The organism is Thioclava sp. F34-6 (genome assembly GCF_002213235.1).
In the GTDB taxonomy this organism is placed as follows: Bacteria; Pseudomonadota; Alphaproteobacteria; order Rhodobacterales; family Rhodobacteraceae; genus Thioclava; species Thioclava nitratireducens.
Genome location: NZ_NBOA01000002.1, coordinates 289,969 through 315,765, shown reverse-complemented (window position 1 = coordinate 315,765; position 25,797 = coordinate 289,969). Strand labels below are relative to the sequence as shown.

At 63.4% G+C, this 25,797-nt stretch carries 23 protein-coding genes and 1 tRNA gene; 10 read left to right on the top strand and 14 right to left on the bottom strand.

What is annotated here, in order from left to right; genetic code table 11:
* The first annotated feature begins 82 nt into the window (after positions 1-82).
* Entirely contained in the window at positions 83-2,128 is a 2,046-nt protein-coding gene (locus tag B6V72_RS04775; RefSeq protein WP_146696169.1) for a hypothetical protein, read from the top strand.
* Between the two features lie 320 nt (positions 2,129-2,448).
* Here B6V72_RS04775 and B6V72_RS04770 read toward each other — a convergent pair whose 3' ends face one another.
* On the bottom strand, positions 2,449-3,459 hold the full coding sequence (locus tag B6V72_RS04770) for a PhoH family protein (RefSeq protein WP_075774073.1): 1,011 nt from the start codon (positions 3,457-3,459) through the stop codon (positions 2,449-2,451).
* 508 nt (positions 3,460-3,967) lie between these two features.
* On the opposite strand from B6V72_RS04770, the gene B6V72_RS04765 reads away from it, so the two are divergent.
* Positions 3,968-4,336 carry a hypothetical protein gene (locus tag B6V72_RS04765; RefSeq protein ID WP_075774072.1) on the top strand — a complete coding sequence of 123 codons (369 nt, stop codon included), beginning with the start codon at positions 3,968-3,970 and terminating at the stop codon, positions 4,334-4,336.
* A gap of 75 nt (positions 4,337-4,411) precedes the next feature.
* Here the strand turns inward: B6V72_RS04765 and miaB are convergent, their stop codons facing one another.
* A complete protein-coding gene (gene miaB, locus B6V72_RS04760; RefSeq protein ID WP_088734876.1) occupies positions 4,412-5,734 on the bottom strand; it encodes a tRNA (N6-isopentenyl adenosine(37)-C2)-methylthiotransferase MiaB in 1,323 nt (440 codons plus the stop codon).
* A 151-nt stretch (positions 5,735-5,885) separates the two neighbouring features.
* Here miaB and B6V72_RS04755 point away from each other — a divergent pair, with 151 nt between their 5' ends.
* From B6V72_RS04755 to B6V72_RS04750, 3 genes are all read left to right on the top strand, one after another.
* Positions 5,886-6,770 (top strand): glycosyltransferase family 2 protein, encoded by an 885-nt coding sequence (locus B6V72_RS04755; RefSeq protein WP_088734875.1) that lies wholly within the window; start codon positions 5,886-5,888, stop codon positions 6,768-6,770.
* Between the two features lie 176 nt (positions 6,771-6,946).
* On the top strand, positions 6,947-7,114 hold the full coding sequence (locus tag B6V72_RS19130) for a hypothetical protein (RefSeq protein ID WP_157771603.1): 168 nt from the start codon (positions 6,947-6,949) through the stop codon (positions 7,112-7,114).
* Positions 7,111-7,260, top strand: a complete 150-nt coding sequence (locus B6V72_RS04750; protein WP_075774069.1) for a hemin uptake protein HemP — start codon at positions 7,111-7,113, stop codon at positions 7,258-7,260. The genes B6V72_RS19130 and B6V72_RS04750 overlap by 4 nt, the downstream gene beginning before the upstream one ends.
* A 107-nt stretch (positions 7,261-7,367) precedes the next feature.
* On the opposite strand, the gene B6V72_RS04745 is transcribed toward B6V72_RS04750, so the two are convergent.
* Together B6V72_RS04745 and B6V72_RS04740 are read right to left on the bottom strand one after the other, a co-directional pair.
* Positions 7,368-7,441: transfer RNA gene (locus tag B6V72_RS04745), tRNA-Gly, on the bottom strand.
* Positions 7,442-7,477: 36 nt separating this feature from the next.
* Positions 7,478-8,146 (bottom strand): SOS response-associated peptidase, encoded by a 669-nt coding sequence (locus B6V72_RS04740; RefSeq protein ID WP_088722354.1) that lies wholly within the window; start codon positions 8,144-8,146, stop codon positions 7,478-7,480.
* A gap of 79 nt (positions 8,147-8,225) precedes the next feature.
* On the opposite strand from B6V72_RS04740, the gene B6V72_RS04735 reads away from it, so the two are divergent.
* The 3 genes from B6V72_RS04735 to arsC are packed head-to-tail and all read left to right on the top strand — an operon-like array spanning position 8,226 to position 9,942.
* Complete coding sequence (locus B6V72_RS04735) at positions 8,226-8,564, top strand: DUF952 domain-containing protein (protein WP_078520541.1); 339 nt, start codon at positions 8,226-8,228, stop codon at positions 8,562-8,564.
* Positions 8,565-8,569: 5 nt separating this feature from the next.
* The gene (locus B6V72_RS04730; protein WP_088735092.1) at positions 8,570-9,622 is read left to right on the top strand and encodes a quinone-dependent dihydroorotate dehydrogenase; all 1,053 of its coding nucleotides are present in this window, start codon (positions 8,570-8,572) and stop codon (positions 9,620-9,622) included.
* Positions 9,613-9,942: an arsenate reductase (glutaredoxin) gene (arsC, locus tag B6V72_RS04725; protein ID WP_088722353.1), complete on the top strand. Its 330-nt coding sequence runs from the start codon at positions 9,613-9,615 to the stop codon at positions 9,940-9,942. The genes B6V72_RS04730 and arsC overlap by 10 nt, the downstream gene beginning before the upstream one ends.
* 76 nt (positions 9,943-10,018) lie before the next feature.
* Here arsC and B6V72_RS04720 read toward each other — a convergent pair whose 3' ends face one another.
* The 8 genes from B6V72_RS04720 to acs all read right to left on the bottom strand — a co-directional run bounded on the left by B6V72_RS04720 (position 10,019) and on the right by acs (position 19,719).
* On the bottom strand, positions 10,019-12,115 hold the full coding sequence (locus B6V72_RS04720; protein ID WP_088734874.1) for an exonuclease domain-containing protein: 2,097 nt from the start codon (positions 12,113-12,115) through the stop codon (positions 10,019-10,021).
* A complete protein-coding gene (locus tag B6V72_RS04715; protein ID WP_075774064.1) occupies positions 12,115-12,504 on the bottom strand; it encodes a response regulator in 390 nt (129 codons plus the stop codon). Before B6V72_RS04715 ends, B6V72_RS04720 begins: the two co-directional genes overlap by 1 nt.
* 4 nt (positions 12,505-12,508) lie before the next feature.
* Positions 12,509-13,045, bottom strand: coding sequence for a hypothetical protein (locus B6V72_RS04710; RefSeq protein ID WP_075774063.1), 537 nt, complete (start codon positions 13,043-13,045; stop codon positions 12,509-12,511).
* A gap of 9 nt (positions 13,046-13,054) precedes the next feature.
* Positions 13,055-14,884, bottom strand: a complete 1,830-nt coding sequence (locus B6V72_RS04705; RefSeq protein ID WP_088734873.1) for a DUF294 nucleotidyltransferase-like domain-containing protein — start codon at positions 14,882-14,884, stop codon at positions 13,055-13,057.
* Positions 14,885-14,977: 93 nt separating this feature from the next.
* Positions 14,978-16,717, bottom strand: coding sequence for a sodium:solute symporter family protein (locus B6V72_RS04700; RefSeq protein ID WP_075774061.1), 1,740 nt, complete (start codon positions 16,715-16,717; stop codon positions 14,978-14,980).
* A gap of 21 nt (positions 16,718-16,738) precedes the next feature.
* Positions 16,739-16,996 (bottom strand): DUF4212 domain-containing protein, encoded by a 258-nt coding sequence (locus B6V72_RS04695; RefSeq protein WP_075774060.1) that lies wholly within the window; start codon positions 16,994-16,996, stop codon positions 16,739-16,741.
* 63 nt (positions 16,997-17,059) lie between these two features.
* Positions 17,060-17,752: an adenylate kinase gene (locus B6V72_RS04690; RefSeq protein ID WP_075774059.1), complete on the bottom strand. Its 693-nt coding sequence runs from the start codon at positions 17,750-17,752 to the stop codon at positions 17,060-17,062.
* A complete protein-coding gene (gene acs, locus B6V72_RS04685) occupies positions 17,752-19,719 on the bottom strand; it encodes an acetate--CoA ligase (RefSeq protein ID WP_077701305.1) in 1,968 nt (655 codons plus the stop codon). Before acs ends, B6V72_RS04690 begins: the two co-directional genes overlap by 1 nt.
* A gap of 423 nt (positions 19,720-20,142) precedes the next feature.
* On the opposite strand from acs, the gene B6V72_RS04680 reads away from it, so the two are divergent.
* Entirely contained in the window at positions 20,143-20,640 is a 498-nt protein-coding gene (locus tag B6V72_RS04680) for a pyridoxamine 5'-phosphate oxidase family protein (RefSeq protein ID WP_088722349.1), read from the top strand.
* Between the two features lie 83 nt (positions 20,641-20,723).
* On the opposite strand, the gene B6V72_RS04675 is transcribed toward B6V72_RS04680, so the two are convergent.
* Positions 20,724-23,015 (bottom strand): glycosyl hydrolase family 28-related protein, encoded by a 2,292-nt coding sequence (locus tag B6V72_RS04675; RefSeq protein ID WP_088734872.1) that lies wholly within the window; start codon positions 23,013-23,015, stop codon positions 20,724-20,726.
* Between the two features lie 230 nt (positions 23,016-23,245).
* On the opposite strand from B6V72_RS04675, the gene B6V72_RS04670 reads away from it, so the two are divergent.
* Entirely contained in the window at positions 23,246-24,100 is an 855-nt protein-coding gene (locus tag B6V72_RS04670) for a CHAD domain-containing protein (protein WP_168173011.1), read from the top strand.
* Here the strand turns inward: B6V72_RS04670 and B6V72_RS04665 are convergent.
* Positions 24,097-25,743, bottom strand: coding sequence for a lysine--tRNA ligase (locus tag B6V72_RS04665; protein ID WP_088719592.1), 1,647 nt, complete (start codon positions 25,741-25,743; stop codon positions 24,097-24,099). The genes B6V72_RS04670 and B6V72_RS04665 overlap by 4 nt on opposite strands.
* Between the last annotated feature and the right edge of the window lie 54 nt (positions 25,744-25,797).

The window sequence follows — 25,797 nt, the reverse complement described above, 5'->3', positions numbered from 1 at the left end:
CTACGAGGAAGAGCGGCATCGACTATGGGTCCAGAACGGAGCCTTGGAGGGGCCATTCTGCGGCAACTGCGGCACTGGCTACTTGGAAAAACCCGAAGAGTTCATCTTCAATGGCGCCAACGGCAAGCCGTCGAGAAAGGTCGGCCACAAAAAGGGGTCGGTGCCCCGGGCACGCTCCGTCCGGGTGATTCACAAGCCCTGCAAGGGACTGCCTGGCGCCCGCTTCACGGTTTCGAGCGAGCAGCACCGTCGCCAGAAGAAACGCGACGAGAACATCGAGATATTGTCCCTGCTGGCCAACGGCACCGGTCTTCACGACATTCGCCGCATCCTGCGGACGCCGAGAGGCGAAACGGAGCCGGGAATGTCGAGGCTCTATGATCGGATCTTCTGGCTGGAGCGGACTCTCTTGGCCTACGAAAAGGCGCAACTCGCGGAATGGCGAAAGCGCGTCGAACGCAAGCGTATCAAGGACGGCAAGCCATATACCCACACCCGCATCGCCCACGACGACATCTCCGTCGGCGTGAATTGGCAGACAAAGATCGACCGCAAGATCACGCAGCTGAACTGCTCGGTCAGCGCCGACATCCGGTCAGGCTATGTCTTCCGTTGCGATGTGGATTTCGATCCAACCATAGACCCGCTGGAGGTCATCGAGGAGGCATATTTCGGCGTCGCCCGGAGCGTGACCCTTCGCAAGCAGTATCGGAACTCGAACGGCACTTTCACCGCGCCTCTGCTCCACTTTCAACGGCCGACCGCGCGCTTCGACGAGCCGGCGCTCTTCTCCGCTGCGGAGAAGCGTCTGCGTCACTTTGTGGCGCAGACCGCCAAGGCATTCGATGCTGCCGAAGAAGCGCTCTCGCCAGAGGCCGACATGGCGACGCAGGCCGCAAGCGCCCGGGCAGACGAGATCGAGCACCTGCGCGATCACTGGTTCAACTTCGTGAAGCACGAACGCGACAGCCGGAACGCCTTCGGTGGTGTTATGACGCGCGACACCTACACGAAAGCGGCGTCCCTTGCCTGCCTGAAGTGGATGATCCCCAGTGGCAAACTCACCCTCGTCGGCGAGAAGGAGGGGCAGATGGCCCGAGTGGTGCCGCACATCTTTCGCGAGGAGATCTTGGCAGACAGGTTCGAATGGGCGGTCATCGGGTTCAAAAAGGATGCGTCGATCGACCGTATCCGGGAGAAGCAGGCGGAATTTTCGAAGAGCCTCGCGGCGTGGCGAAAAATGCATCCCCACCTCGCCCCCTGGGAAACGCTACAGAGCTGGACTTCAGCCAACCTGAGCCCTGCCTACCGCAGCGACCCGGATGACCAGTCGAGGCGCACGTTGGTAGGGCCGAACCTTGCCTCAGCCGCTTTCCCACGTCTGTGGCTCAATAGCCCCATCCAGACTGCCAACGAAATCGACAAGACCGTGGGTTTCCCGATATTGTCGCCGCGCTATCGCGCCGCCTACCGACGGCTTGGAATAGACGATGAGATTGATGACCCAGAACTCCGCGCAGCTATCACCCGCAGGGTTATCCATGCAACGATTCAGCCGACTTCCACCTTCATGAATGCCATCCGCGAGCGCGTCAGTATCATCCAGCGTGCGGGCGGTCGCAGCTCTCGTGTGGGCGCCTCATACATCAACAGCGCCGCCTACAACCCGCGCATTCTGATCGCCCTGATGAACATATGGCGCGTGCACTACAACTTCTTCGCCTGGAGGCCCTACAGAACGCCTCTGGAGGAGGATGCATCACCGTCGGAACGACCAACGGCAGGAGATGCGGAGGATGCCGCTGGTCCGGCAGAGAATGGCGATCAGTTGAGGCGTCTCGCTGTGCCGGGCTCGGACAAGACAATCTTTGTGCCGAAGAGGCGCGCCAACAAGGTCGTCCGGACTACCCCGGCGATGCGGATGGGTGTCCATCAGCCATCGCAACCGAAGGACTCGGGGCAGGAAGCGGAAAATGTGGTCGAGGCGGAAGCGTCCTCCGGAGCCACCCGCAAGAAGCGAGACCGCCGACGGGACGACCGTCCTCACCTGCCCGACCTCGCCAGGATTCTCTCCCAGCCGTGGCTGTTCCACGGCACGCCGATGTGGGCAAAACTTCAGGGTCGATGACGGCCTAAAAAGGAAAACGGGCGACAGTTTCCTGCCGCCCGTGTCCTATAACTCGGAATGGCTCCTCCGAATGGCCGGGCGTTTTTCGTTGGCCCCCGCGCGGGGAGAACCAGCCCCCGGGGACGGCGCATTGGCGATATCATCGCGCGTTCGGATATCATGCGGCCTTGCAAGACAAAGCGCCACGCCCCCCGCGACAAAGCGCCCTCCCGAGGGTCAGGCGCGGCCCTTTGTCAGATTTCCAGACACGGCACCACACAGCGAAATGCCCGCGCCGAGGCGCGGGCAAATCATTAAATCTTCGCTAAAGCCTCCCGGCTTCAGGTGCCTTCCGCCTGATCGTAGGCGTCGATGATCTTCGCGACCATCGGGTGACGCACCACGTCTTTCGCTGTGAAGTAGTTGAAGCTGATCCCCTCGACATGGCCGAGGATACGCTCGGCATCCTGCAGTCCCGAAGGCATCCCGCGCGGCAGGTCCACCTGCGATCGGTCGCCGGTAATAACCATCCGCGAGCCTTGGCCCAGGCGGGTCAGAAACATCTTCATCTGCATGGTCGAGGCGTTCTGCGCCTCGTCGAGCACCACGAAGGCGTTCGACAGCGTGCGCCCGCGCATGAAGGCGAGCGGCGCGATCTCGATCCGCTTCTCTTCCAGCAGCTTCGCGAGCTGCTTGGCGGGCAGGAAGTCGTTCAGCGCGTCGTAGAGCGGCTGCATGTAGGGATCGACCTTGTCCTTCATGTCGCCGGGCAGGAAGCCCAGACGCTCGCCCGCCTCGACGGCCGGACGCGACAGGATGATCTTGTCGACATGCCCGCCGATCAGCATGGTCACGCCCACAGCCACGGCGAGATAGGTCTTGCCGGTGCCTGCAGGCCCGATACCGAAGGCCAGCTCGTGCTCGAAGAGGTGCTTCACATAGGCCTTTTGCGCCTCGGTGCGCGGCTCGACCTGCTTCTTGCGGGTGCGAATCTCGAACTTGCCCGCCTCGAACATCTCGAGCTGCTCGTCCACCGTGGTCCCGGTGCCACCCAGATCGGCCATGCGCAGTGCGGCATCCACCTCTTCGGCGTCGATCTGCTTGTTCTGTTCCAAGCGCTGATACAGCTGATGCAGCACGGCGGCGGCCTGCGATTGCGCCTCCGGCTCGCCCACCACGGCCAGCTGATTGCCGCGCCGGAGGATGTGAACCTGCAGCTTGTGCTCTATCTGGGCCAGATTGCGGTCGAATTCACCGCAAAGATCGATCAGCAGCCGGTTGTTGGGGAACTCAAGAAGCGTCTCGTGAGCATCCTGAGAGCGAGGCGGGGGTGTGATCGCGCTGAAGCCCAAATACAGAGTCTCCCTAGCTGGTTTGGTAAAGATATGGTGCCTGCCTTGGGGGATTCACGCAAGCACTGGTTTCCCGCCCTCCTAGGCGAGGTATCGAATTTCATCAAACTGAAACGAAAAAACCCAAGCGCGGTTCCGTCTGGTCACTTCGCCTGTTTTTTAGGCAAAGACGGGTCGATCTGGTACGCAAGTCGCTGAGCGGGTCGAACATCCGTGGCACGGTTGCCCCGCGCGACAACCCCGAATCGCCAAGCCGCCGAGGGCCCGTCAAAGACGCAGAATCGCATAGGAAAAGGCAAGCTTTACACAACCTTAGCGGGAAAACTGTCGCGGAAGGCTAAACATCCTCCATGTTTTTCCTGGCATTGTTTTCACATGCCCGGCAAATATCGACAAACTCTCGCCAATTTGGGTTCAATCTGGGCAAACTGCGGGCAGATGGTGCTCGGGTCGGAAGGATCACGAGCACCTATGTTATTTCGCTGCCCGATCAGGAGAGTCTCTGAAGATGAAGACCATTGCAATCACCGCCGCCGCGCTGCTCACCGGTATGGCATTCGCTGGCGCCGCCCAGGCCGGTACGAGCTGCTACACCGGCCCGGTGGGGCGCGATCACGTCAACAACAAGACCGTCTGCGGCCCGACCCGCAAGCAACAGATTCATATCGATTGCTTCCGTGGCCCTTGGCGCGAGACGATCTGGGATCACCCGCAGGGCAGCTTCGTCGATGACCTTGTGGCGTTCGGCTACGATTACGGCGATGCGAACGGCCTCGCGACGCAAATCTGCAGAAACGAGAGCCTCGTGGGCAACCCGGAAGGTCTGCGCAAAGAGCTTCTGAAAGCGATCGCGAACGATCCGCCCGGCCCGAACTGAGCGGCGAAGGCTTCCAAAAAGAAAGGGCCGCGGATGACGCGGCCTTTTCAATTGATGCAGTGACGCGTTGCGCGCTCAGATCAGCTCGCCCGCCAGCGAATTTGGCGCCGTACCGGTGATCCGCACCTTCGCCAGGATGCCGGGACCCAGCCCCTCGCCCGAGACATGGACCGCCTGCAGGTAATCGGATTTGCCGACCCACTGGCCGTCCAGACGACCGGGCTTCTCGAAGAGCACGTTAACTTCGCGCCCGATCATGCTCTCCTGACAGGCCCGCTGTTGCGAGGTCAGAAGCGCCTGAAGCTCTTGCAGCCGCGCGTCCGCGACCTCGGCAGGCACCGCGCCTTTCGCGCCAGCCGCGGGCGTGCCCGGGCGCGGCGAGTATTTGAACGAATAGGCCATGCCGTAATTGACCTCCCGGATCAGCGACATCGTGTCCTCGAAATCCTGATCGGTCTCGCCGGGGAAGCCCACGATGAAATCGCCCGAGATCACGATGTCGGGGCGCGCGGCGCGGATACGCTCGATCAGGCGGATATAGCTCTCCGCCGTATGCTTGCGGTTCATCGCCTTGAGGATCTTGTCCGACCCAGATTGCACCGGCAGATGAAGATAGGGCATCAGCTTCGGCTCGTCGCCATGGGCCGCGATGAGATCGTCTTCCATGTCATTCGGGTGCGAAGTGGTGTAGCGGATACGCTCCAGCCCATCAATCTTGGCGAGCGACCGGGCGAGCCGCGCGAGCGACCAGTCACCGCCCTCTCCCTCGCCGTGATAGGCGTTGACGTTCTGACCCAAGAGCGTGATCTCGCGCACGCCTTTCTCGACCAGCGCCTGCGCCTCCCGCAGGATTTTCTCGGCAGGGCGCGAAACTTCGGCCCCCCGCGTATAGGGCACCACGCAGAAGGCGCAGAATTTGTCGCAACCTTCCTGCACGGTCAGAAATGCGGTCGGGCGCGCCTGCACGGGGCGCGCGGGCAGATGGTCGAACTTGTCTTCCAGCGGAAACTCGGTCTCGACGGGGCGCGCGCCATTGTCGGTCCGCGCGACCAGTTCGGGCAGCTTGTGATAGCTTTGCGAGCCCACGACCAGATCCACCAGATCCGAGCGCCGTAAAATCTCGTCGCCCTCGGCCTGCGCGACGCAGCCCGCGACACCGATCTTCAGGTCGGGCTTGGCCTCCTTGAACGGACGCAGGCGCCCCAGATCGGAATAGACCTTCTCGGCCGCTTTCTCGCGGATATGGCAGGTGTTGAGCAGCACCATATCCGCCGCGCCCACATCGTCGGTCAGCTCGTAGCCCTTGGCGCCCATGGCCTCGGCCATGCGCTCGCTGTCATAGACGTTCATCTGACAGCCATAGGTTTTGATATGCAGCTTTTTCGGAGCGTCGCTCATGCCAATCCTCGCGCGTCTTTCCAGCGCGCCTGATACAGCCAAACCGCCCTTTCCCGCAAGGTCGCGCATGGGGCGGGCCGTAAAGGCTTGATTTCATGCGGGCCTTCCCCGATCCTGCGCCCGAAGACCCCGCGAAAGGGCTAAATCGGGCATGAAATATTCCTCGCTGATCGATTTCCTCACCCGTCAGAGCGCAGCGCTATCCAAAGGTCCGGTCGGCGTGATCCTAGCCGAGGACGGGGTCGAGTTGGAGAGCACGATCCGCCACCATATCGACCTCGGCTTCCCGGTGTTGCTGGTTCTGGGCCATGCCGCGATGGATCTGCCGGACGATCTGGCCGCCGACAGCCCGACGAAAATCTACCGCATCGATTTCGAGCTGAACCGCCGCGACGCAGCCCCCCTCGCGATCAACCCGATCATCGCCGCAGTACCCGGGGGAACGTGGCTCTATTACTGCTTCAACGCGGAATACCTGTTCTTCCCCTTCTGCGAGAGCCGCACGATCGGCGAGGTGCTGAGCTTCCACACCGAAGAACGCCGCGCCTCGATGCTGAGCTATGTGATCGACCTCTATACCGGCGATCTGGAGGCGCATCCGAACGGCGTCGATACCGAGAACGCGATGTTCGACAAGGCGGGCTATTACGCGCTCGCCCGGCTCGATCCCGAGAACCACGACCACCCGAAGGAGCGGCAGCTCGATTTCTTCGGGGGGCTGCGCTGGCGCTTTGAGGAGCATGTCCCCGCCGAGCGCCGCAAGATCGACCGGATCGCCTTGTTCCGCGCCAAGCCCGGCCTGAAGCTGCGCCCCGATCACACGTTCAACGACGAGGAATACAACACTTATTCCTGCCCATGGCACCATAACCTGACCTGTGCCACCGCCTCGTTCCGGGTGGCGAAGGCGCTGAAGTTCAATCCCGGCTCGACCTATGACGTGCACAGCTTCACTTGGGTCAATTCCGAGCGCTTCAACTGGTCGAGCCAGCAACTCATGGATCTGGGTCTGATCGAACCAGGCCAGTGGTTCTGATCCGCCCCTCAAACTGATTCCGAACGGTTCCCCCGTTATCTCTGCGCGGGCGCAGAGCACCCTGCGCAATTCCCTAGTAAAAGAATCACCTTTACAATTCCGATAATTTCACTCAGGTTATTTCCATCAGCCAGTCGATCCCCGACGAGCCGCATATCGCGAGATGGAGACCGGAGATGAAACGCCCCTCTTCCCCCGGCCCCCGATACCGGGCCGACACGCATGTTGATACCGACCCGCCGCTGAGCCTGCGCGACATCGTCGAGGCGCTGTGCAGCGGTTTCCCCCCGGGCCAAAGCGCGCTCGAAGCGACGCTCGACCGGATCGAGGGAGGCCAGAGATGAGCATCAATGAAAGCTTCGCCAACGCTTTGCCCGTCCATGACGCGGAGGTGCTGACCGGCAAGGGCAACCTCGCCCATATCGTGCTGGACGGTCAGGTCTATACGCTGCGCATCACCAAGGCGGGCAAGCTGATCCTGACCAAATGAGCGCAGCATTGCGCACCCCGCACATCCCGAACGTCTGAAGCCGCCCGATCGTCCCTCGGGCGGTTTTTTCGTCTCGAAGACGCGTATCACAGTGATCTTGGGGAAAATGGAGCGGGTGATGGGAATCGAACCCACGTCTTCAGCTTGGAAGGCTGCGGCTCTACCATTGAGCTACACCCGCACTCTGGCCTCTCCTTAGCGGTCCACGCCGCGCCATTCAAGCGGGATTGGCAAACGGTTCGCGTAAACCCGCCCCGGAGGCGCGGTTCGAGTTCACCTCTTGGCCCACGCGCCACGCCTGCAGGATGCCCTCGGGCCTGGGCTGCATCAGTGTCGCCGCGCCATGGCCCTCCTCGCCCAGCCATTTCGCCCAGTCGGCTTCTTCGAGGACCAGCGGCTCGCGGTGATGGATCGGGGCGAGCGTCGGGCCTGCCGGCACCGTCACGATGGCGCAGGTCGTCAGCAACTCGCCGCCCTTCTCCCAGTCCTGCCAGAGCCCGCCGAACACCATCGGCGCCCCGTCCCTGCGCGAAACGTAGAAAGGCAGCTTCGCCTCCCCCTCGCGATGCCATTCATAGAAGCCATCCGCCGGGATCAGGCAGCGCCGCGACCGGATCGCCGCCCGGAAGGCGGGCTTCTCCGCGACTGTCTCCGAGCGTGCATTGATCAGCAATGGCCCGTCGGTCGGCGTCTTGTACCAATGCGGGATGAAGCCCCAGCGCATCGCCCGCAACTGCCGCTGCCCCTCACCGGAGACGCAGACCGGCAGGCTCTGGGTCGGGCAGATGTTGAACCGCTCGCCATCGGGCACGTCATTGCCGGGCACCGCCTTGAACAGACGCGCCATCGCATCGACAGGAAGAGTGTTGGCCATACGTCCGCACATGGCACAAAGCTATGCCGCCACGCGCGCGGCACAAGCCCCACGCTTGACCGGACGGCGCGTTTTCGGGCAAGGGAAAGCCATGTTGATTTACAAAATCCTCCGTCGCCCCGAATGGGATGCATTTCGCGAAGCCGGGCACACGCTCGGCGCTCCGGTCGACCTCGCGGACGGCTATATCCATTTCTCCACCGCCGATCAGGTCGTCGAAACGGCTGCGAAACATTTCGCGGGCGAATCCGATCTGGTGCTGGTCGCCTTCGACTCCACCGCGATGGGCGCCGATCTGAAGTGGGAACCTTCGCGCCGCGATCAGCTCTTCCCGCATCTCTACCGCCCGCTGAATCTCAGCGAAGTCGTCTGGGACCACGCCCTGCCCCTGGGCGCTGCGGGCCATATCTTCCCGAAGGAAATGTCGTGACCACCCTGATCGAGCGTGCGGGCCTCGCGGTTTTTCACAAGATCGACCCGGAAAAGGCGCATGGCCTGTCGCTGCGCGCGCTGCGAATGGGGCTCGCGCCCCTGCCCGGCCCGATCACTTCGCCCCGGCTGAAAACCGATCTGGCGGGGATGTCGCTTCTGAACCCGGTGGGCCTTGCGGCCGGCTTCGACAAGAACGCCGAGGCCGTGCCGCAGCTGATGCGCGCGGGCTTCGGCTTCATCGAAGTTGGTGCCGCGACGCCGCGCGCACAGGAAGGCAACCTGCCTCCGCGTCTCTGGCGGCTGCCCGCCGACCGCGCCGCGATCAATCGCTTCGGCTTCAACAATCAGGGCATGGAGCCGATCACAGAGCGGCTGGCAAAGCGCCCGCAGGGCATTCCGGTAGGCCTCAATCTCGGCGCCAACAAGGACGCCGCCGACCGCGCGAAAGATTTTGCGACCGTTCTGGCCCATGCCGGCCCGCATATCGATTTCGCAACGGTCAACGTCTCCTCGCCCAACACCGAGAAGCTGCGCGACCTGCAGGGCAAAGCCGCGCTGTCTGCGCTGCTGGCAGGCGTGATCGAGACCCGCGACGGCCTCGCGCGGCGTATCCCGGTCTTCCTGAAAATCGCCCCCGATCTGAGCGCCGAGGAACTGGCCGAGATCGCCGAGGTCGCGCTGGAAAGCGGGATCGACGGGATCATCGCGACCAATACGACGCTTTCGCGCGAGGGGCTGACCTCGCCCAACCCCTCCGATCAGGGCGGCATGTCCGGCGCACCGTTGTTTGAGAAATCGACCCGCGTTCTGGCCCAGCTCTCGCGGCATACTGCGGGCGCCCTGCCGCTGATCGGTGTTGGCGGCGTGGGCTCTGCCGAGCAGGCCTACGAGAAAATCCGCGCGGGCGCCTCGGCGGTGCAGCTCTACACCGCGATGGTGTTCTCCGGCCTCTCGCTCGCTGCAGATATCGTACGCGGCCTCGACGCCCTTCTGGAACGCGACGGCTTCGCCAGCGTTTCCGAGGCGATCGGCACCGGGAGAGACAAATGGCTGTAACGATCTGGCACAATCCGCGCTGCTCGAAATCGCGCGAGACGCTGAAACTTCTCGAAGCGCGCGGGATCGCGCCTGCGGTGCGCGACTACCAGAAAGAGCCGCCGACCATGGTCGAACTGCAGGACGCGCTGATGAAGCTCGGCCAGCCCGCCTCCGCCCTGATCCGCTGGAAGGATACCGACCTCTCCAAGGAGGCCGGCGAGAACGAAATCCTCTCGGCGCTCACCGCCAACCCGAAGCTGATCGAGCGCCCCTTGGTGCTGACCGAGACTGCGGCCCGCATCGGCCGCCCGCCGGAAACCGTTCTCGAGATTCTCTGACATCAGGGGCGCGGCCGCACTTCGCCTTGGCCCAAATATCCCGGGGGATCTCCGGAGGAGATGGGGGCAGAGCCCCCTACCCGTTCAGATCCTTGAGCAGTCGCCCGTGCTTGCGCAGCTCCGCCACCAATTCGCCGAACGTCCGCACCCCCCGCGCCTGCAGCGCCGGCAGCATCTTCAGAAAAGCATCCGCCGTCGCGACCGTATCGCCGATCGCGGTGTGGCGTGCCTCCTCGGGGATGGTGATGCCAAGCCTGTGGGTCAGCGCGTCGAGCGTGTGGCTCTCCGACTGCCCGAACACCACCGCCGACAGCAGCACCGTGTCGAGGATCGGATGATCGAACCGCTCTCCGATCGCGCCTTCCTTGCGATGCAGGAATTCCATGTCGAAGGGCGCGTTATGCGCGATCAGCACCGCGCCTTCGGCGAAACGATGGAAATCGCGCCCCACCTTGGCAATGTCGGGCGCGCCTTCGACCATCGCATTCGAGATGCCATGCACCTCGGTCGAGCCGGGCGGAATCGGGCGTTTGGGATCGACGAGCGTGTCGAAGACCTCGGTATCGATCCGCCGCCCGTTGACGATCCGGACCGCGGCGATCTGGACGATCTCATCGCCCTCGGTGGGAAGCAGGCCGGTCGTCTCGGTGTCGAACACGACATAGGTCAGATCGGTCAGCGGCGTGTCGGCGATCTCGGCGACGCGCTCGCGCGCAAGCAGGTCGAAATCGTAGACCACCGCGCGCGGCACCGGCTTCGGGCGTTTGGTGACATGGCGCGCCTCGCGGAGCGGGATACACAGGCGCGCACGCGTGTCGCCCAGCTTCTCGGGCCAGATTTCGGCGGCATGGGTGGTGAGCACCCGGTGCCCGGTCACATCTTCCAGCCCGGTGTCGAGCGGTTCGGCAAGCCAGCGCTCCAGCTCTCCGATCGGGAGCGGAGCGCCTTCCCATTCCAGCGCGATCAGCGCGCCGGGGCCGTCCTCTGTAATCTCCAGCCGGAAGTCGCGCCGGTCGGTCAGGCGACGCACCAGACCCGCCAGAAGCGCGACCATCTCGAACCCCTCGCAGCGCAGCATCAGCGCGGCCGTGACCGGGAGGATCGCCCCCCCTTCGGCGGCTACCCGCGCGGCCACCGCCTGCCCCAGATCGGAGGCGCGGATCATCGCGAGCGGCCACCAATCGGCGCGGTTCGCCTCGTGGCGCTCGAAAAATTCGTGGATCGCGGCGGAGAGGTGATGCGCCTCGGAATTGGCGGCCTCGCGAACCCGGTCCCGCTCCGGACCCGGGGCGGGCCCGTCGTCGGCGGTCAGGACCCCGATCAGCGATTGCAGCGCGGCGGCCGGGCGGCGGATGCGGTCGAACAGCTCATCCATCAACTGCTCGCGCTGCGCATGAGCGGCCATGTCGCCCGAGACGTCGCGCAGCGTCAGCACGTAGCCCGGGCGCTTCGAGACGTAGTGATCCTCACCCTCCGACAGCAGCCGCATCCGGGCGGCGAGCACGCGCCCCTCCGCCTTGGTCGAACACAGAAGATCCGAGGCCGCATCGGGGTCTTCCGTCGCCAGAAGACGCTCATAGGCATGGGCGATGGGCGGCTGGTTGAGGTAATCGAAAACGCGCCGATCGAGCCCCGGCGCATGGGCCGAGCCCAAGAGCTCCACCGCCTGCCCGTTATAGAAGGCCAGCTGATGATCGGCCGTGCAGAGCAAAACGCCCACCGGCACATCCGACAGGAGCGCCTCGAGCCGCTCCTTCTCCTGCGCGAGCCGCGTCGTCTCGCGCTGAACGGCTTCGCTCAGGGCGTTGCGGGTCTCCGACAGATGACGCGTGACGGAGGCCGCGGCGGGAGCCAGATCGCCCAGATGGCGCGCGATATCGACATCCATCTCGCCCTCGATCTCGGCGGTGGTGCGGGCGCGCAGCATCCCCGAGAGCCGCTCGATCGGTTTGGCCACGTTCTCGTCGAACAGAAACCAGATCCAGGCGATCAGCCCGAGGATCGCGAAGCCCGCGACCGTGCCGCCGATCACCATAGCGTTCAGCAAATCGGGATCGCCAAGCCGGGTGAAGCCGAACCACAACCCCGCCACCAGCGCCGCGAGATTGCCGAGCGCGAGCGCGGCGAAGAACAGGAACACCCGGGTGCGCAGGGAGAGCCGGGTGAGATCCATCAGGCCGTCTCCCCGTCGAGAATGCGGTGGACCTCCTCGCGCAATTCGCGCAGTTCGAAGGGTTTGGCGATGAACCCGTCAGCTCCGAGCGCGAGCCCCTTGCGGCGCTCCATCGCGGAGCCGCGCGCGGTCATCATCAGGATTTTCACATCGCCGAGGCCCTTGTCGGCGCGCACGCCTTCACAGATCTCGTAGCCCGACACTTCGGGCAGCATCACGTCGAGAAGGACCAGATCGGGGCGGGTCTCGCGGATTTTCTCCAGCGCGCCGCGCCCGGTATCGATCCGGTCATGCTCGTAGCCCTCGCGACTCATCAGGTAGTCGAGCGCGATCGCGATATTGTCCTCGTCCTCCACGATCAGGACGCGATGTTTCCTCCCCCCCGGCATGGTCTCATCCTCCTGCGCATACCGCTTTCAGTCCCGGGTCGTCGGGCGTGAGCTTCAGCCAACCGCCGCCCGACAGCTCTCCGTCTTTCGACAGCGTGGCTCCGTTCACCAGATCGGCGCGGCTGTCGGTCTTGCAGTCATAGACCGTCGGCACAGTCTGCAAATTCTGCCAGCGTCCGATCAGCAGCAGATCGGTCTCGACCAGTTCCGGCTTGCCCACGACAGGATGTTCCACCTTGCCGCCATCAACCGCCATGAAACGCGTGACCATCGGCACAAGGTAGGTCCAGGGCCGCCACGGCACGCTTTCGTCGATCTTCTGCAGCACGACGACCGTGTCGGGCATCTCGGAGCGCATTTCGGGAAACCACGAATATTCGCTCCAGATCGTATAGCCGATCAGCGCCGCGCCAATTGCTGCCGGCATCACCCATTTCGGCAGCTTCTCGCCGCGGATCCGCTTGCTCAGATGCGACAGCAGAAAGACCACGAGGGCGGCCAGCAGGCCCGCGGCAATGGTCGAGATGAAATCGTTCGTCATTAGCTCTCCTCAGCTCATCGCGCCTTTGCCGTGACCGGCGGCCGATTGCATCGTTCGCACCACAACGAAAGCGTCGCGCAGATGCGAGCGTTCGAAATCGGACAGGTCCGAGGGTGCAAGATAATTGTCCGGCTTGCGCCCCGAGCGCGCGAGATGCGCCTGGTTCTCGAGCCGCATCGACGCGATCAGGTCATAGGCCTCGACCAGATCGCGCGCACCGGAATGGCTCAGCACGCCTGCATGTTCCGCCTCGATCAGGCGCGCGCGGGTGTTCACCTCCGGCAGGCGGCCCTGCAGCGCGTAGATGCGCGCCAGATCGGTCACTGGCACCACGCCGTTATGCTTCATGTCGATATGATTGCGATGCTCGCCCGAGCGGATCGTGGCGAAGCCCCGGATCAGGCCCAGCGGCGGGTGATGCTTGAGGCTGTTGGCGATCATATGCGCCACGAAGATCGAGTTCTTCGCCGCCTTCGCCAAGGTTTCTTCCTGCAACTGCTGGAACAGCGTCGCACCGTTGCCCCCGATCGCGCGCAGGTCGAACATCACCGAGGCCAGCATCTGCGCCTCGGGGTTCGGCTTGGCGATCCAGCCGTTGAAATAGTCCCGCCAGACCCGGACCGGCTGACACCAGCGCGGGTTCGTCGCCATCATGTCGCCCGGGCAATAGACGTAACCGCAGGCGTCCAGACCATCCGAGACGATCTTCGCGAACTGGCGGAAATACTCCATATCAGCCTCGGTCACCGCATCGTCGAGGATCAGGCAGTTGTCCTGATCGGAGACGCCTGTCTGCTCCTGTCGGCCCTGCGAGCCGCAGGCCATCCAGAGATAGGGCACAGGCGGCGGCCCCAGCGTCTCTTCGGCCATCTTCAGCAGCCGGCGCGTGACTGCATCGGCGATATCGGTGATCAGCCGCGTGATGACCTCATGGGCGTGATGCCCGCCCACGAGCTGCACCAGAAGCTGCGGGATGCGCGCGGTGACGGCGGCCATTTCGGCCACCGTTTCGGCGCCCGCCACATCGCGGATCAGCACGGCCGAACTCACGGCCTGAAAGCGGGTAAGATCGGTCTGGGTGATCATGCCCACGAATCGCCCGCGATCGGTGATCGGCAGGTGCCCGACGCGCTTTTCCAGCATGACATGCAGAAGGTCCGTCCCCAGCCCGTCGGGCGTCAGCGTCACCGGATCGGGCGTCATCACCTCGCCTACCGGCGTGTCGGGTGCGCGGCCCTCGGCCAGAACCTTGTTCGACAGGTCGCGCACGGTGACGATCCCAACCAGCGAGCCATTCGCATCGGTCACGCCCAGAGAGGAGATATGTGCGTCGCGCATCTGCCGCGCGGCCTCGGTCACGGTGGTCTCCGGCGCGCAGCCCATCGGCTCCTGCGCCAGCAGATCAGCGATCTTCATCGTCGCGATGGAGTTGGTGCGGCTCTCGCCGCCGCGCACCCGGTTGAAGAACCGCGCGAAGGCGGGAGTGTTCTGCGACAGCTCCCGGAATTCGTCGACTGGCAGTTCCAGCAGCACGGTCTCGGCGGTCGTGCGCGCGGTGGTTGCGGCGAGCCCGTCGCGCATCAGACCGCGCTCACCGAATGTGTTGCGCGCACCGAGGATCGAGACCAGTGCCCCGTTCTGGTCGGTCACTTCGACCGATCCGCGCTTGATCAGATAGATGCCCTTGAGCGGCTCGCGATAGGAATAGACGGTCTGCCCGGCGGGCAATTCCCTGCGACGGAAGGAACTGGCGACACGCTCCAGCTCGTTGCGCGGCAGATTGTCGTAAGGGTGGACGCCTTCGAGAAATGCGAGGATCGGGGTCAGATCGGCGGCCATGATCTTTTCCTTCGGGAAGTGGCGGCGCCCCCCGGGGCGCCTGCCGGATTTTCGAGGGGCGGGACGAGGGTTCCCCCGTCCCGCGCCGCTGTCTCAGTGGTCGACTGCCGCACCGGCGCCTTTCGGCACGCGGATCGACTCGACGAGCTCCTGGATGTCTTCCGGGGTCTCTTTCGTCGCGTTCGAGACGAAGTATGCGACGATGAAGTTCAGGACCGCACCGATCACGCCGAAGGACGTCGACTTGATCGAGAGGATCATCGGGTTCGCATCCGAGAACATGTTGGTGTCCGGGATGAAGAACCAGCCCTTGTGCAGGAAGATGTAGACCAGCGTGGTGATCAGGCCGGTCAGCATGCCCGCGACGGCACCGGTGTTGTTGATGCGCTTCGTGAAGATGCCCATCATCAGTGCCGGGAAGATCGACGACGCCGCCAGACCGAAGGCCAGAGCCACCGTCTGCGCCGCGAAGCCGGGCGGGTTCAGACCCAGATAGGTCGCGATCGCGATCGCAACGGCCATCGAGATACGGGCGGCCAGAAGCTCGCCTTTTTCCGAGATGCCCGGGTTGATCTGCGACTTGATCAGGTCATGCGAGACCGCCGACGAGATCGCCATCAGAAGGCCCGCAGCGGTCGACAGAGCCGCAGCCAGACCACCGGCCGCCACCAGCGCGATCACCCAACCCGGCAGGTTGGCGATCTCGGGGTTGGCGAGGGTGATGATGTCGCGGTTCACGGTCAGTTCGTTGGTGTCGCCCGCATTGTACTCGATGCGACCGTCGCCGTTCTTGTCGTCGAAGGACAGAAGACCGGTCGCGGCCCAGTTGCGCACCCACGACAGGTTCTGATCGTTCTCGATCGCGGTCATCTCCACCGCCGGCTCGTTCACGCCATTGGGGTAGAAGGTCGAGATCAGGTTCAGACGCGCCATCGCACCCACAGCCGGAGCGGTGAGATAGAGCAGCGCGATGAACACCAGCGCCCAACCCGCCGAGGAGCGCGCGTCGGCGACCTTCGGAACGGTGAAGAAGCGCACGATGACGTGGGGCAGACCGGCGGTGCCGACCATCAGCGTCATGGTGAACAGGAACATGTTGAGCATCGTGTCATGCTGGCCGGTATAGGACGCGAAGCCCAGATCGGAGACCAGACCGTTCAGCGTCGACAGGATCGGCTCGCCGGTGTTCACGTCGTTCGAGAACAGGCCCAGGCCCGGGATCGGGTTGCCGGTCAGCTGCAGCGAGATGAAGATCGCCGGGATCGTGTAGGCGATGATCAGCACGACGTACTGAGCCACCTGCGTGTAGGTGATGCCCTTCATACCGCCCAGAACCGCGTAGAGGAACACGATCGCCGCGCCGATGAAGAGGCCGGTGGTGTTGTCGACTTCGAGGAAGCGCGAGAACGCGACGCCCACACCGGTCATCTGACCGATAACGTAGGTAATCGACGCCACGATAAGGCAGACCACGGCCACGGTGCGCGCGGTTTGCGAGTAGAAACGGTCGCCGATGAATTCCGGCACGGTGAACTTGCCGAACTTGCGCAGGTAAGGCGCAAGCAGCATGGCCAGCAGCACGTAGCCGCCAGTCCAGCCCATCAGGTAGGCCGAGGTGTCGTAGCCGCCAAAGGCGATGATGCCCGCCATCGAGATGAACGACGCGGCCGACATCCAGTCAGCGCCCGTAGCCATGCCGTTGACGACCGGGTGAACGCCGCGACCGGCGGCGTAGAATTCCGACGTGGAACCCGCACGGGCCCAGATCGCGATGCCGATGTAGAGCACGAACGTCGCGCCAACCACCAGCAGGTTGAGGGTAAACTGATCCATATCCCTCTCTCCTCCCTGAGATTACTCTTCGACGCCGTGCTCGCGGTCCAGTTTGTTCATCCGCCACGCATAGGTGAAGATGAGCACCAGGAACACGAGGATCGAGCCTTGCTGGGCGAACCAGAAGCCGAGATCAGTGCCGCCGATCTTGATGCCTGCCAGCATCGGGCGCAGCAGGATGCCGAAGCCGAAGGACACGATGAACCAGATCACCAGAGAGATCTGGATGGTCCGGATATTCGCCTTCCAATAGGCGTTGGACGAGGATTTGTCCGCCATGAGACTAACTCCCTTTAGTTTCTCTCCAGACGGGCCCCTCATGGGCCCGCCCCTCCCCAAAAATCAGGCCGAGACGCGCTCTACGATCGACCCAAGGCCCGAGGCGATCTCGTCGATGGAGCCCATCGCGTCGATTTCCTCGAGAACACCGAGCGCCTTGTAATGGGCGATCAGCGGTGCCGTTTGCGCGTGATAGGCCTCCAACCTGGCGCGCGCCGTCTCGGCATTGTCGTCGGCCCGGCGCTTGAATTCCGTGCCGCCGCATTTGTCGCAAACGCCCGCGACCGCGGGCTGTTTGAACTCGTCGTGATACCCCTCGCCGCATTTGGCGCAGGTGTAGCGGCCGGCGACGCGGGCGATCATCGCCTCGTCGTCGACCTCCAGGCTGATCGCCGCGGTCACCGACTGGCCATTCTCCTCCAGAAGCCTGTCGAGCGCCGCAGCCTGCCCGGCGGTGCGCGGGAACCCGTCGAGGATCACCCCTTTAGCAACGTCCGGTTCCGCCATGCGATCTTGCAGGATCGCCAGAACGATCTCGTCCGAGACGAGACCGCCCTCCTCCATCACCGCTTTCGCGGCGAGGCCCGCCTCGGTGCCCTGCGACACCGCGGCCCGCAGAAGATCGCCCGTCGAGAGCTGCACGAGGCCGAACCTCTCTTCGAGCATCCGCGCCTGCGTGCCCTTGCCCGCGCCCGGCGGGCCGAGAAGGATCAGAACCGCAGGCTTGGTCCGCGTCATGGTCGTGCTGTCGGCCATCACTTGTTCCCGCGATTTTCGATCAACTCATCGACGACCGACGGGTCGGCCAGCGTCGAGGTGTCACCCAGGCTGCCGAAATCGTTCTCGGCGATCTTGCGCAGGATGCGGCGCATGATCTTGCCCGAACGGGTCTTCGGCAGGCCCGGCGCCCATTGGATGATGTCCGGTTTCGCGATCGGGCCGATCTCGGTGCGGACCCACTTCTCGAGCTCCTTGCGCAGCTCGTCGGAAGGTTCGACATCGTTCATCAGCGTGACATAGGCGTAGATGCCCTGCCCTTTCAGCTCGTGCGGGTAGCCCACCACGGCAGCCTCGGCCACGGCCTGGTGCGCGACCAGCGCGGACTCGACTTCCGCCGTGCCCATGCGGTGGCCCGAGACGTTGATCACGTCGTCTACGCGGCCGGTGATCCAGTAGTAACCGTCGCTGTCGCGGCGGCAGCCGTCACCGGTGAAGTAATAACCCTTGTACTGGCTGAAATAGGTCTCCTGGAAGCGCTCGTGATCGCCCCAGATGGTGCGCATCTGGCCCGGCCAGCTGTCCGAGATGCAGAGCACGCCTTCGGTCTCGGTCTCGTCCTGCTTCACCGCAGTCTGCGGGTCGAGCACGACCGGCTTCACGCCGAAGAACGGACGGGTCGCCGAGCCGGGCTTGGTGGGCGTCGCGCCCGGAAGCGGGGTCAGCATGTGACCGCCGGTCTCGGTCTGCCAGAACGTGTCGACGATCGGGCATTTGCCCTTTCCGACATACTTGTCGTACCAGGCCCAGGCCTCGGGGTTGATCGGTTCGCCGACCGAGCCCAGCACCTTGAGAGCGGACAGATCGTATTTCTCGACCCATTCCGGCCCCTGCCCCATCAGCGAGCGGATCGCGGTGGGCGCGGTGTAGAACTGGTTGACCTTGTGTTTCTCGCACACGGCCCAGAAACGGCCCGCGTCCGGATAGGTCGGCACGCCTTCGAACATGACGGTCGTCGCACCATTCGCGAGCGGCCCGTAGACAATGTAGCTGTGACCGGTGACCCAGCCGACATCCGCGGTGCACCAGAACACGTCGCCGTCATGGTAGTCGAACGTGTATTGATGCGTCATCGCGGCATAGACCATGTAGCCGCCGGTCGTGTGCACGACGCCCTTCGGCTTGCCGGTCGAGCCCGAGGTGTAGAGGATGAAAAGCGGATCTTCCGCGTTCATCGGACGCGCCGGACAATCGGGCGAGACGTTCTCCATCATCGCCTTCACGTCGACATCGCGCCCGTCGATCCAGGTGGTCTGGTCGCCGGTATGCTTCACCACGAGGCAGCGCACCTTGTCCGAGCAGTGCAGCAGCGCGGCGTCGGCATTGGCCTTGAGCGGCGTGCGGCGACCACCGCGCGGCGCGGTGTCGGCGGTGATCACGACTTTCGCGCCCGAGTCATTGATGCGGTTCGCCAGCGCGTCGGGCGAGAAGCCCGCGAAGACGATCGAGTGGATCGCGCCGATGCGCGCGCAGGCGAGCATCGCGTAAGCCGCTTCGGGGATCATCGGCAGGTAGATCACGACGCGGTCGCCGCGCATCACGCCCTGGCTCGAAAGCACATTGGCGAAGCGGTTCACCTTCTCGGAAAGCTCCTTGTAGGTGATGTGCTGCGCCGGGGTTTCCGGATCGTCGGGCTCGAAGATGATCGCGGTCTGGTCGCCGCGCGTCGCAAGGTGGCGGTCGATGCAGTTCACGCTGGCGTTCAACACGCCGTCCTCGAACCACTTGATATCGACATGGCCGAAGGTGAAATCGGTGTTCTTCACCTTGGTATACGGCGTGATCCAGTCGAGGCGCTTGCCCTCGCGGCCCCAGAACTTCTCCGGGTCGGTGATCGATTCCTTGTACATCTCGCGATATTTCGCAGCGTCGGCATGGGCGTTCTCGAAGCCCGGCGGGACCTCTTTGACCTCTGGAACCTGAGTCACCTTGTCTTGCGCAGTCATGAGTTTCCTCCCAGCAATTTCGCCTTGCGGCACGGCGTGTCCGCATGTCGCCCGCGTCATGGTGCAGGCCCTCTACCCCGCGCCACTGTAACTCAAAGGTTAAGATTCATGTAACCCCCTTTATACGCTGAATTTTTTTGTAAACTTTTTGACACCGATTGCGCTAACGCTGTAAATGCACGGAAATGAGGCAGAAAATAGTCACGCTTAATCAAGCGCTTGCCTGTAGCGTTTCATGCGCGCGGAGCCCGCATCTGAAAATCGACCTCATGGTTAAAAGCGGGCGGCAACCAAGAAGAGGGAACATGGCACCACGGGGTGATTCGGTACGCAATCTGTCGTTACGTCATCCTAAAGCCGACGACGTCGATTGCGGACGGCGTGGCTGAGTCCTAGCATTAGGACGTCCGCGAGGAGTCGCCCATGCCGCAACCAACTCCAACGACCGACCCAATTCGCCCGACGGATGACGAGGCCCGCGCCTTGGCGCAACGCCTGATCCGCGAGGCCCGGTTCGGGGCGCTCGGCACGCTCGACCCGGATACGGGCGCGCCGGTCGTGACCCGCGTCGCCCTCGGGCCCGGCCCTCAGGGGGAACTGTTAATCTTCGTATCCAGCCTCGCGGCGCATACGACAGCCCTGCTGCGGGATCGCCGCGCGGGTCTGCTGTTGGGAGAGCCTGGCTCAAAAGGCGATCCGCTCACCCATCCGCGCCTCTCGCTGCAGGTCGAAGCCCATGCCGTCGAACGCGACAACCCCGCCTTCCCGACGATGCGCGACCGCTGGCTTGCCGATCATCCGAAATCGAAGCTTTATATCGACCTGCCCGATTTCTTTTTCTTCGATCTCCGCCTGACCTCGGCCAGCCTCAATGGCGGCTTCGGCCGCGCTTTTCGCCTGATGCCTGCGGACCTGACATGAAAACGGCGCGCAAGACTTTCATCCCACGCGCCGCATCGCCAATCCGTCCGCCCGGCCCGGATCGGCACAGCCCAAGCACCCCGTCAGATCGGGTTATCCATCCGCAGCGTGACTTGCAGCCGCCCCTTCGCCGCCTCCGGCCAGTTCACCGTGATCTGGTTCTTGGCCGCGCCCTGCTCCACCGCGACATAGGGCATTGCGTCGATCCGCGCGCCCGAGCTATCTCGCACCATCCCCTCGGCGATCAGGCCTTGAACATTGCGCGCCCAGCCCGCGAAGGGCAGGTACTCGCTCGCATCCGCCGTCCAGACCGATTGCGCAGCCGACTGGTTCACCTCGACCATCACCGGGTTCTGCGATATCTCTTTGATCCCGTTGAACATATTTCCTTCGAACACCACATTGCGCACCCGCGAGCGGTCGATATCGGCAAAGCTCGTATCGATTTTCTCGATCCGGTCGACACTGCCGTTGAGCGACTTGAACACGTTGTTCGTCACGCTCAGCCCTTGGATGAAATGCCCCGGCCCATAGGGCTTTATCGAGAGCCACGTGAACCAAGGCGCGACGTTGATGCACACGCAGGTATTGCCCGTCACGGTCAGCCCGCCAAAGCTGTACTCGCTCGCGAAATCCGGCTCGGCATCGTGTTCATTCGTCCATTCGATGACCGAGTTATCGATGTAATTTCCGGTCACCGCCGATTGCACATTGGTCTGCGTGAAAACGAGCCCCGCAACGCGCACGCCGCTGGTTTCCTCGTCGCCCTGAAACCAGTGATTACCGACGATCAAATGCCCAGAGCCATTCAGCACGAAACTCGTTCCGAAGCGCACGAAGCGTGAGTCTCGGATCTTGCTGTCATTGGCGTTGACGTTCAGCACCATCGACTTGCGATCCTGCGCGGGCACCAGCATCTCGTCCGACAGGAACTGACAGCCATCGATCAGCAGGTCCTGGCACCCGCGCCCGATTGAGGTGATCGCGCGATCCCTGGGCCGCACCACATAGCTGTCGCGGATTTGGAACATCTGCCCGTCGGGCGCCAGCATGATGCAGCTCGCCGCGCCGTTGCAGAGGAACTCCACATTGGCGATGTTGAACCGGTCGAGCTTCTCCATCCCCGAGAAATCCAGCACATATTGGTGACGTGTGAAGGTATAAGTCCGCGTCCCAGACCCGCCATAAAGCGGCTGCGAGAGATACAGCGTCTGCGCGCCGTTATTCTTCGACCTCACATAGACTTCGCGCCCGACGCCGGTGCCGGTGATCCGCGCGCCAACGGGAATATTGGCGATATTGGCGACCGAGGTCAGCTGCATCGACTGGCTCACCGAATAGGTCGCCTGCGACGTCACCACTTCATCGTCCCAACCAGATCCCGCGATCACGTTGATCTGCCCATTCTGCAGAACCCGACGGTTCGAAAAGCTCGACAGGTCCGGCGCGATCTCCTCGATGCGGATCGGTTCGGTCACCTCGACGCGACGCCCTTTCAGATCCAGCACGTTATGATCGGTATATCCGAACAGCGCCTGTAGCGCCTTCTTGAACCCAGCCAGCTCATCGCCGAACGCCGCCGCATAGGTCGGGAAGTCGAAAGACGACATCAGCGCCAGCTTCGCCGCCACCGGCATTACCAGCGTGCCCACGAACTCTACCGGCGACGAGATCGAGATCGAGCTGCCCAGATAATAATTCCCCTCCGAGACGAGAACCTTGCGCCCGTTCGCCGCCTGATCGGCCGCATTGAAGGCCGCGACGTTGTCCGTGACGCCATCCCCGACCGCGCCGTAATCCTTCACATCGACCCAGCCCATCAGCTCGCGCAGGAAGGCCTCGGTCACATCCTCGATCTCGATATCGTCGATGCGCACGACCCCGCCAGTCGCGCCCGTCAGGTCCAGCCCGAAATGCCCGTAAATCGCATCCAGCCCCCACGACATATCGACACCGTCGCGCGAGCCGGTGCCCACGATCGCAGAAACCTCGACCACCTCACCATAGCTTTGCAGCGCCACCGTCGGCCCCACCTCGACCACGCCGCTCACGTGGCTACCCGATCCCGTCACCGCATAGCCTGCAATCCTCACCTCAGGCAGGTTGCCGCTCACCGCCTTCACCCGCGCCCGGATGCGCAGATAGGCGCCCGGCAGGATCGGCGTGTCGCCCATGTAGCGCAGTTTCTGCACCGTCTGCATCTTGAGCATTTCGAGACAACCGCCGAAATCCGCATCCGCCGGAACCAGCGCGGCATTGCCCGAGCTCTCATAGGTCGTGGAGCCCGGCGTGCCATCTTCACTCGACCATTGATCCAGCCCTTCGGCGAATGCGGGCGGGGTCAGCACCAGCCCTTCGGTAATCGCGACGTTCATCTGCAATCCTCTCGTCCATTTTCCACCCGCGCGCGCCCCGCGCATCGCTCCATGCGCCTTGGAACCCGCCGAAAGCGCCCGCGCTTCGGCCCGAAAAGAGCTAGAAGGAAAGATTAAAGAAGACCTGATACCTCCGCGCGCCGCGCCGCCTCTCCCGCTTCGCAGATGACAGCGTCATGCGCCTGTCATATCCTCGCGCCACATCGGGAGTGCAGCCGAGAGGAGCGCAGATGGTCTACGCCATATCCCCCGACGACAAGACCCCAACGAAAGCCCTTCGCCGCATCGCGCGCAGCGAGCTTGGGACGGCCATGAAACTGGCTGGGAAACCCGATCCTTCGGTTCACGCCCTGCGCAAGGCGATCAAGAAGACCCGCGGCCTGATCCGTCTTCTCGCGCCGCACTTCGCCGATTTTCACAAGGAAAACGAGGCCTTGTCCGAGGCTGCCCGCGGCATATCCGGCCTGCGAGACGACGAGGTGATGCGCGCCTCGTTGATCCGGCTGGGGCGCGAAGGGCCCGATCTTGATGGCGCCTCGGCGGCCCGCACCATGCTCGAAGCACTCCCCGCAACCCCGCCCCCGAAGGAAGGCGATATTTCGACATTCGTCAAACGCGTCACGGAAATCCGCAAACGCGCAAAGGATTGGGAGGTCAGCGCAAAGGGCTGGCCCGCCTATGAGACCGGATTGCACGAGACCCTGAAAGATTGCCGCAAGCGTCTGAAAACCGCCCAGAAATCATACGCTGGCGCAGACCTCCACCATTGGCGGACGCGGGTGAAGCAGCACTGGTATCACACCCGCCTGCTCGCCCCAATCTGGCCCGAGATGCTGCACCCACGCGAAGACGCGCTCGACACTCTGGGCGAGTTGATCGGAGATCATCACGACCTGCATGTGCTCGAGATGAGGGTGCCCGAGCATCTCGATCCCGAAAGGGCCGAGGCGTTGCTTGCATTGATCCGCACCGAATCTGCCCGGCTCGAGGCCGAAGCCTTCACTCTCGGCGCCAAAATATTCGCCGAGCCCCCCGAGCCGCTCTGCGACCGCTGGGGGGCTTGGTTCGAACTCTGGAAAGCCTAGGCGACCAGTTCGCCCGCCAGCGCCCGCTCGATCAGCGCGACGGTCTCATCGACACCGTAAAGCGCGATGAACCCGCCGAAGCGCGGCCCTTGGCTCTGACCCAGGAGTACCTCGTAGAGCGCCTTGAACCAATCGCGCAGGTTGGCGAATTCGTGGTTCTTGCCGACCGCGAAGACGACCGACTGCAGGAACTCGTCACTGTGGAAATCGGCCTCCGGCAGCGGCTCGTCGTTGCCTGCCGCCGCGTTCTTGCGCGCGATCTGATCGAGCGCCGCCTCTTCCGATTTCAGCGCCTTCGCCAGATCTTCCAGCGCCGCCCGCTCTTGCTCGGAGGGCGCGCGGAAGACCAGCGTGGGCTTCACGAAGTCCTCGAAATACTTCAGCGCGAAGCCTGCCGCCTGATCGAGGTCCGGATTGCCTTCCGGGCTCGCCTCGGGCGCATAGCGCTTGATGAAACCCCACAGCCCTTCCTTCTCGGTCGCGCCTGCGACGCTCGCAAGATTGAGCAACATCGCGAAAGGCACCACCATCCGGCTCTCGGGCGGATTGCCGCCATGGATGTGCCAGACCGGGTTGTTCACCTGCTGCTCGATCGGCTGATCGGGATAGGCCCGCAGCTGCTGGTGATATTCGTCCACCGCCTTCGGGATCACGTCGAAATGCATCCGCTTCGCGGTCTTCGGCTTGAGATACATGAAGTAGCTCAAGGACTCCGTCGCTGCATAGGTCAGCCACTCGTCGATCGAAAGGCCGTTGCCCTTCGACTTCGAGATTTTCTCGCCATTCGCGTCGAGGAACAGCTCGTAGGTGAAGTGCTCGGGCGCACGTCCGCCGAGGACGCGGCAGATACCGTCATAGATCGGCGTGTTGGTCGAGTGATCCTTGCCATACATCTCGAAATCGACGCCGAGCGCGGCCCAACGCATTCCGAAATCGGGTTTCCACTGCAGCTTCACATTGCCACCGGTGACCGGCAGCGTCCATTCGCGCCCTTCCTCGTCGTCGAAGGTCACGGTGCCGTCGCGCGCGTTGACCTCCTTCATCGGAACATACAGCACACGGCCCGTCTCGGGATGGATCGGCAGGAAGCACGAATAGGTCTGCTGACGCTCTTCGCGCAGCGACTTCAGCATGATTTCCATGATCTGATCGTATTCGTGGGCCGATTTCATCAGCATCTCGTCGAACCGGCCCGACTTGTAGTAGTCGGTCGCGCTCGCGAATTCGTACTCGAAGCCGAACGTATCGAGGAAACGGCGCAGCATCGCGTTGTTGTGGTTGCCGAAGCTGTCGAAATCGCCGAACGGATCGGGCACCGAGGTCAGCGGCTTCTGCTCGTGCTGGCGCAGCATGTCCTGATTAGGCACGTTGCTCGGCACCTTGCGCATCCCGTCCATATCGTCCGAGAAGCACAGAAGCTTCGTCGGGATATCCGAGATCACCTCGAAAGCGCGACGGATCATCGTCGTGCGCGCAACCTCCCCGAACGTGCCGATATGCGGCAGCCCCGACGGCCCGTAGCCCGTCTCGAACAGGACATAGCCCTTCTCCGGATCGCGTTTCTCGTAACGCTTGAGCACCCGGCGGGCTTCCTCGAAGGGCCAGGCCTTGGATTTCATCGCAGCGTCACGCAAGCTCGTCATTGCATACCTCATGAAGGCGCCCCGTGCGCCCGGTCGCGCCTGACCTATTGAAGC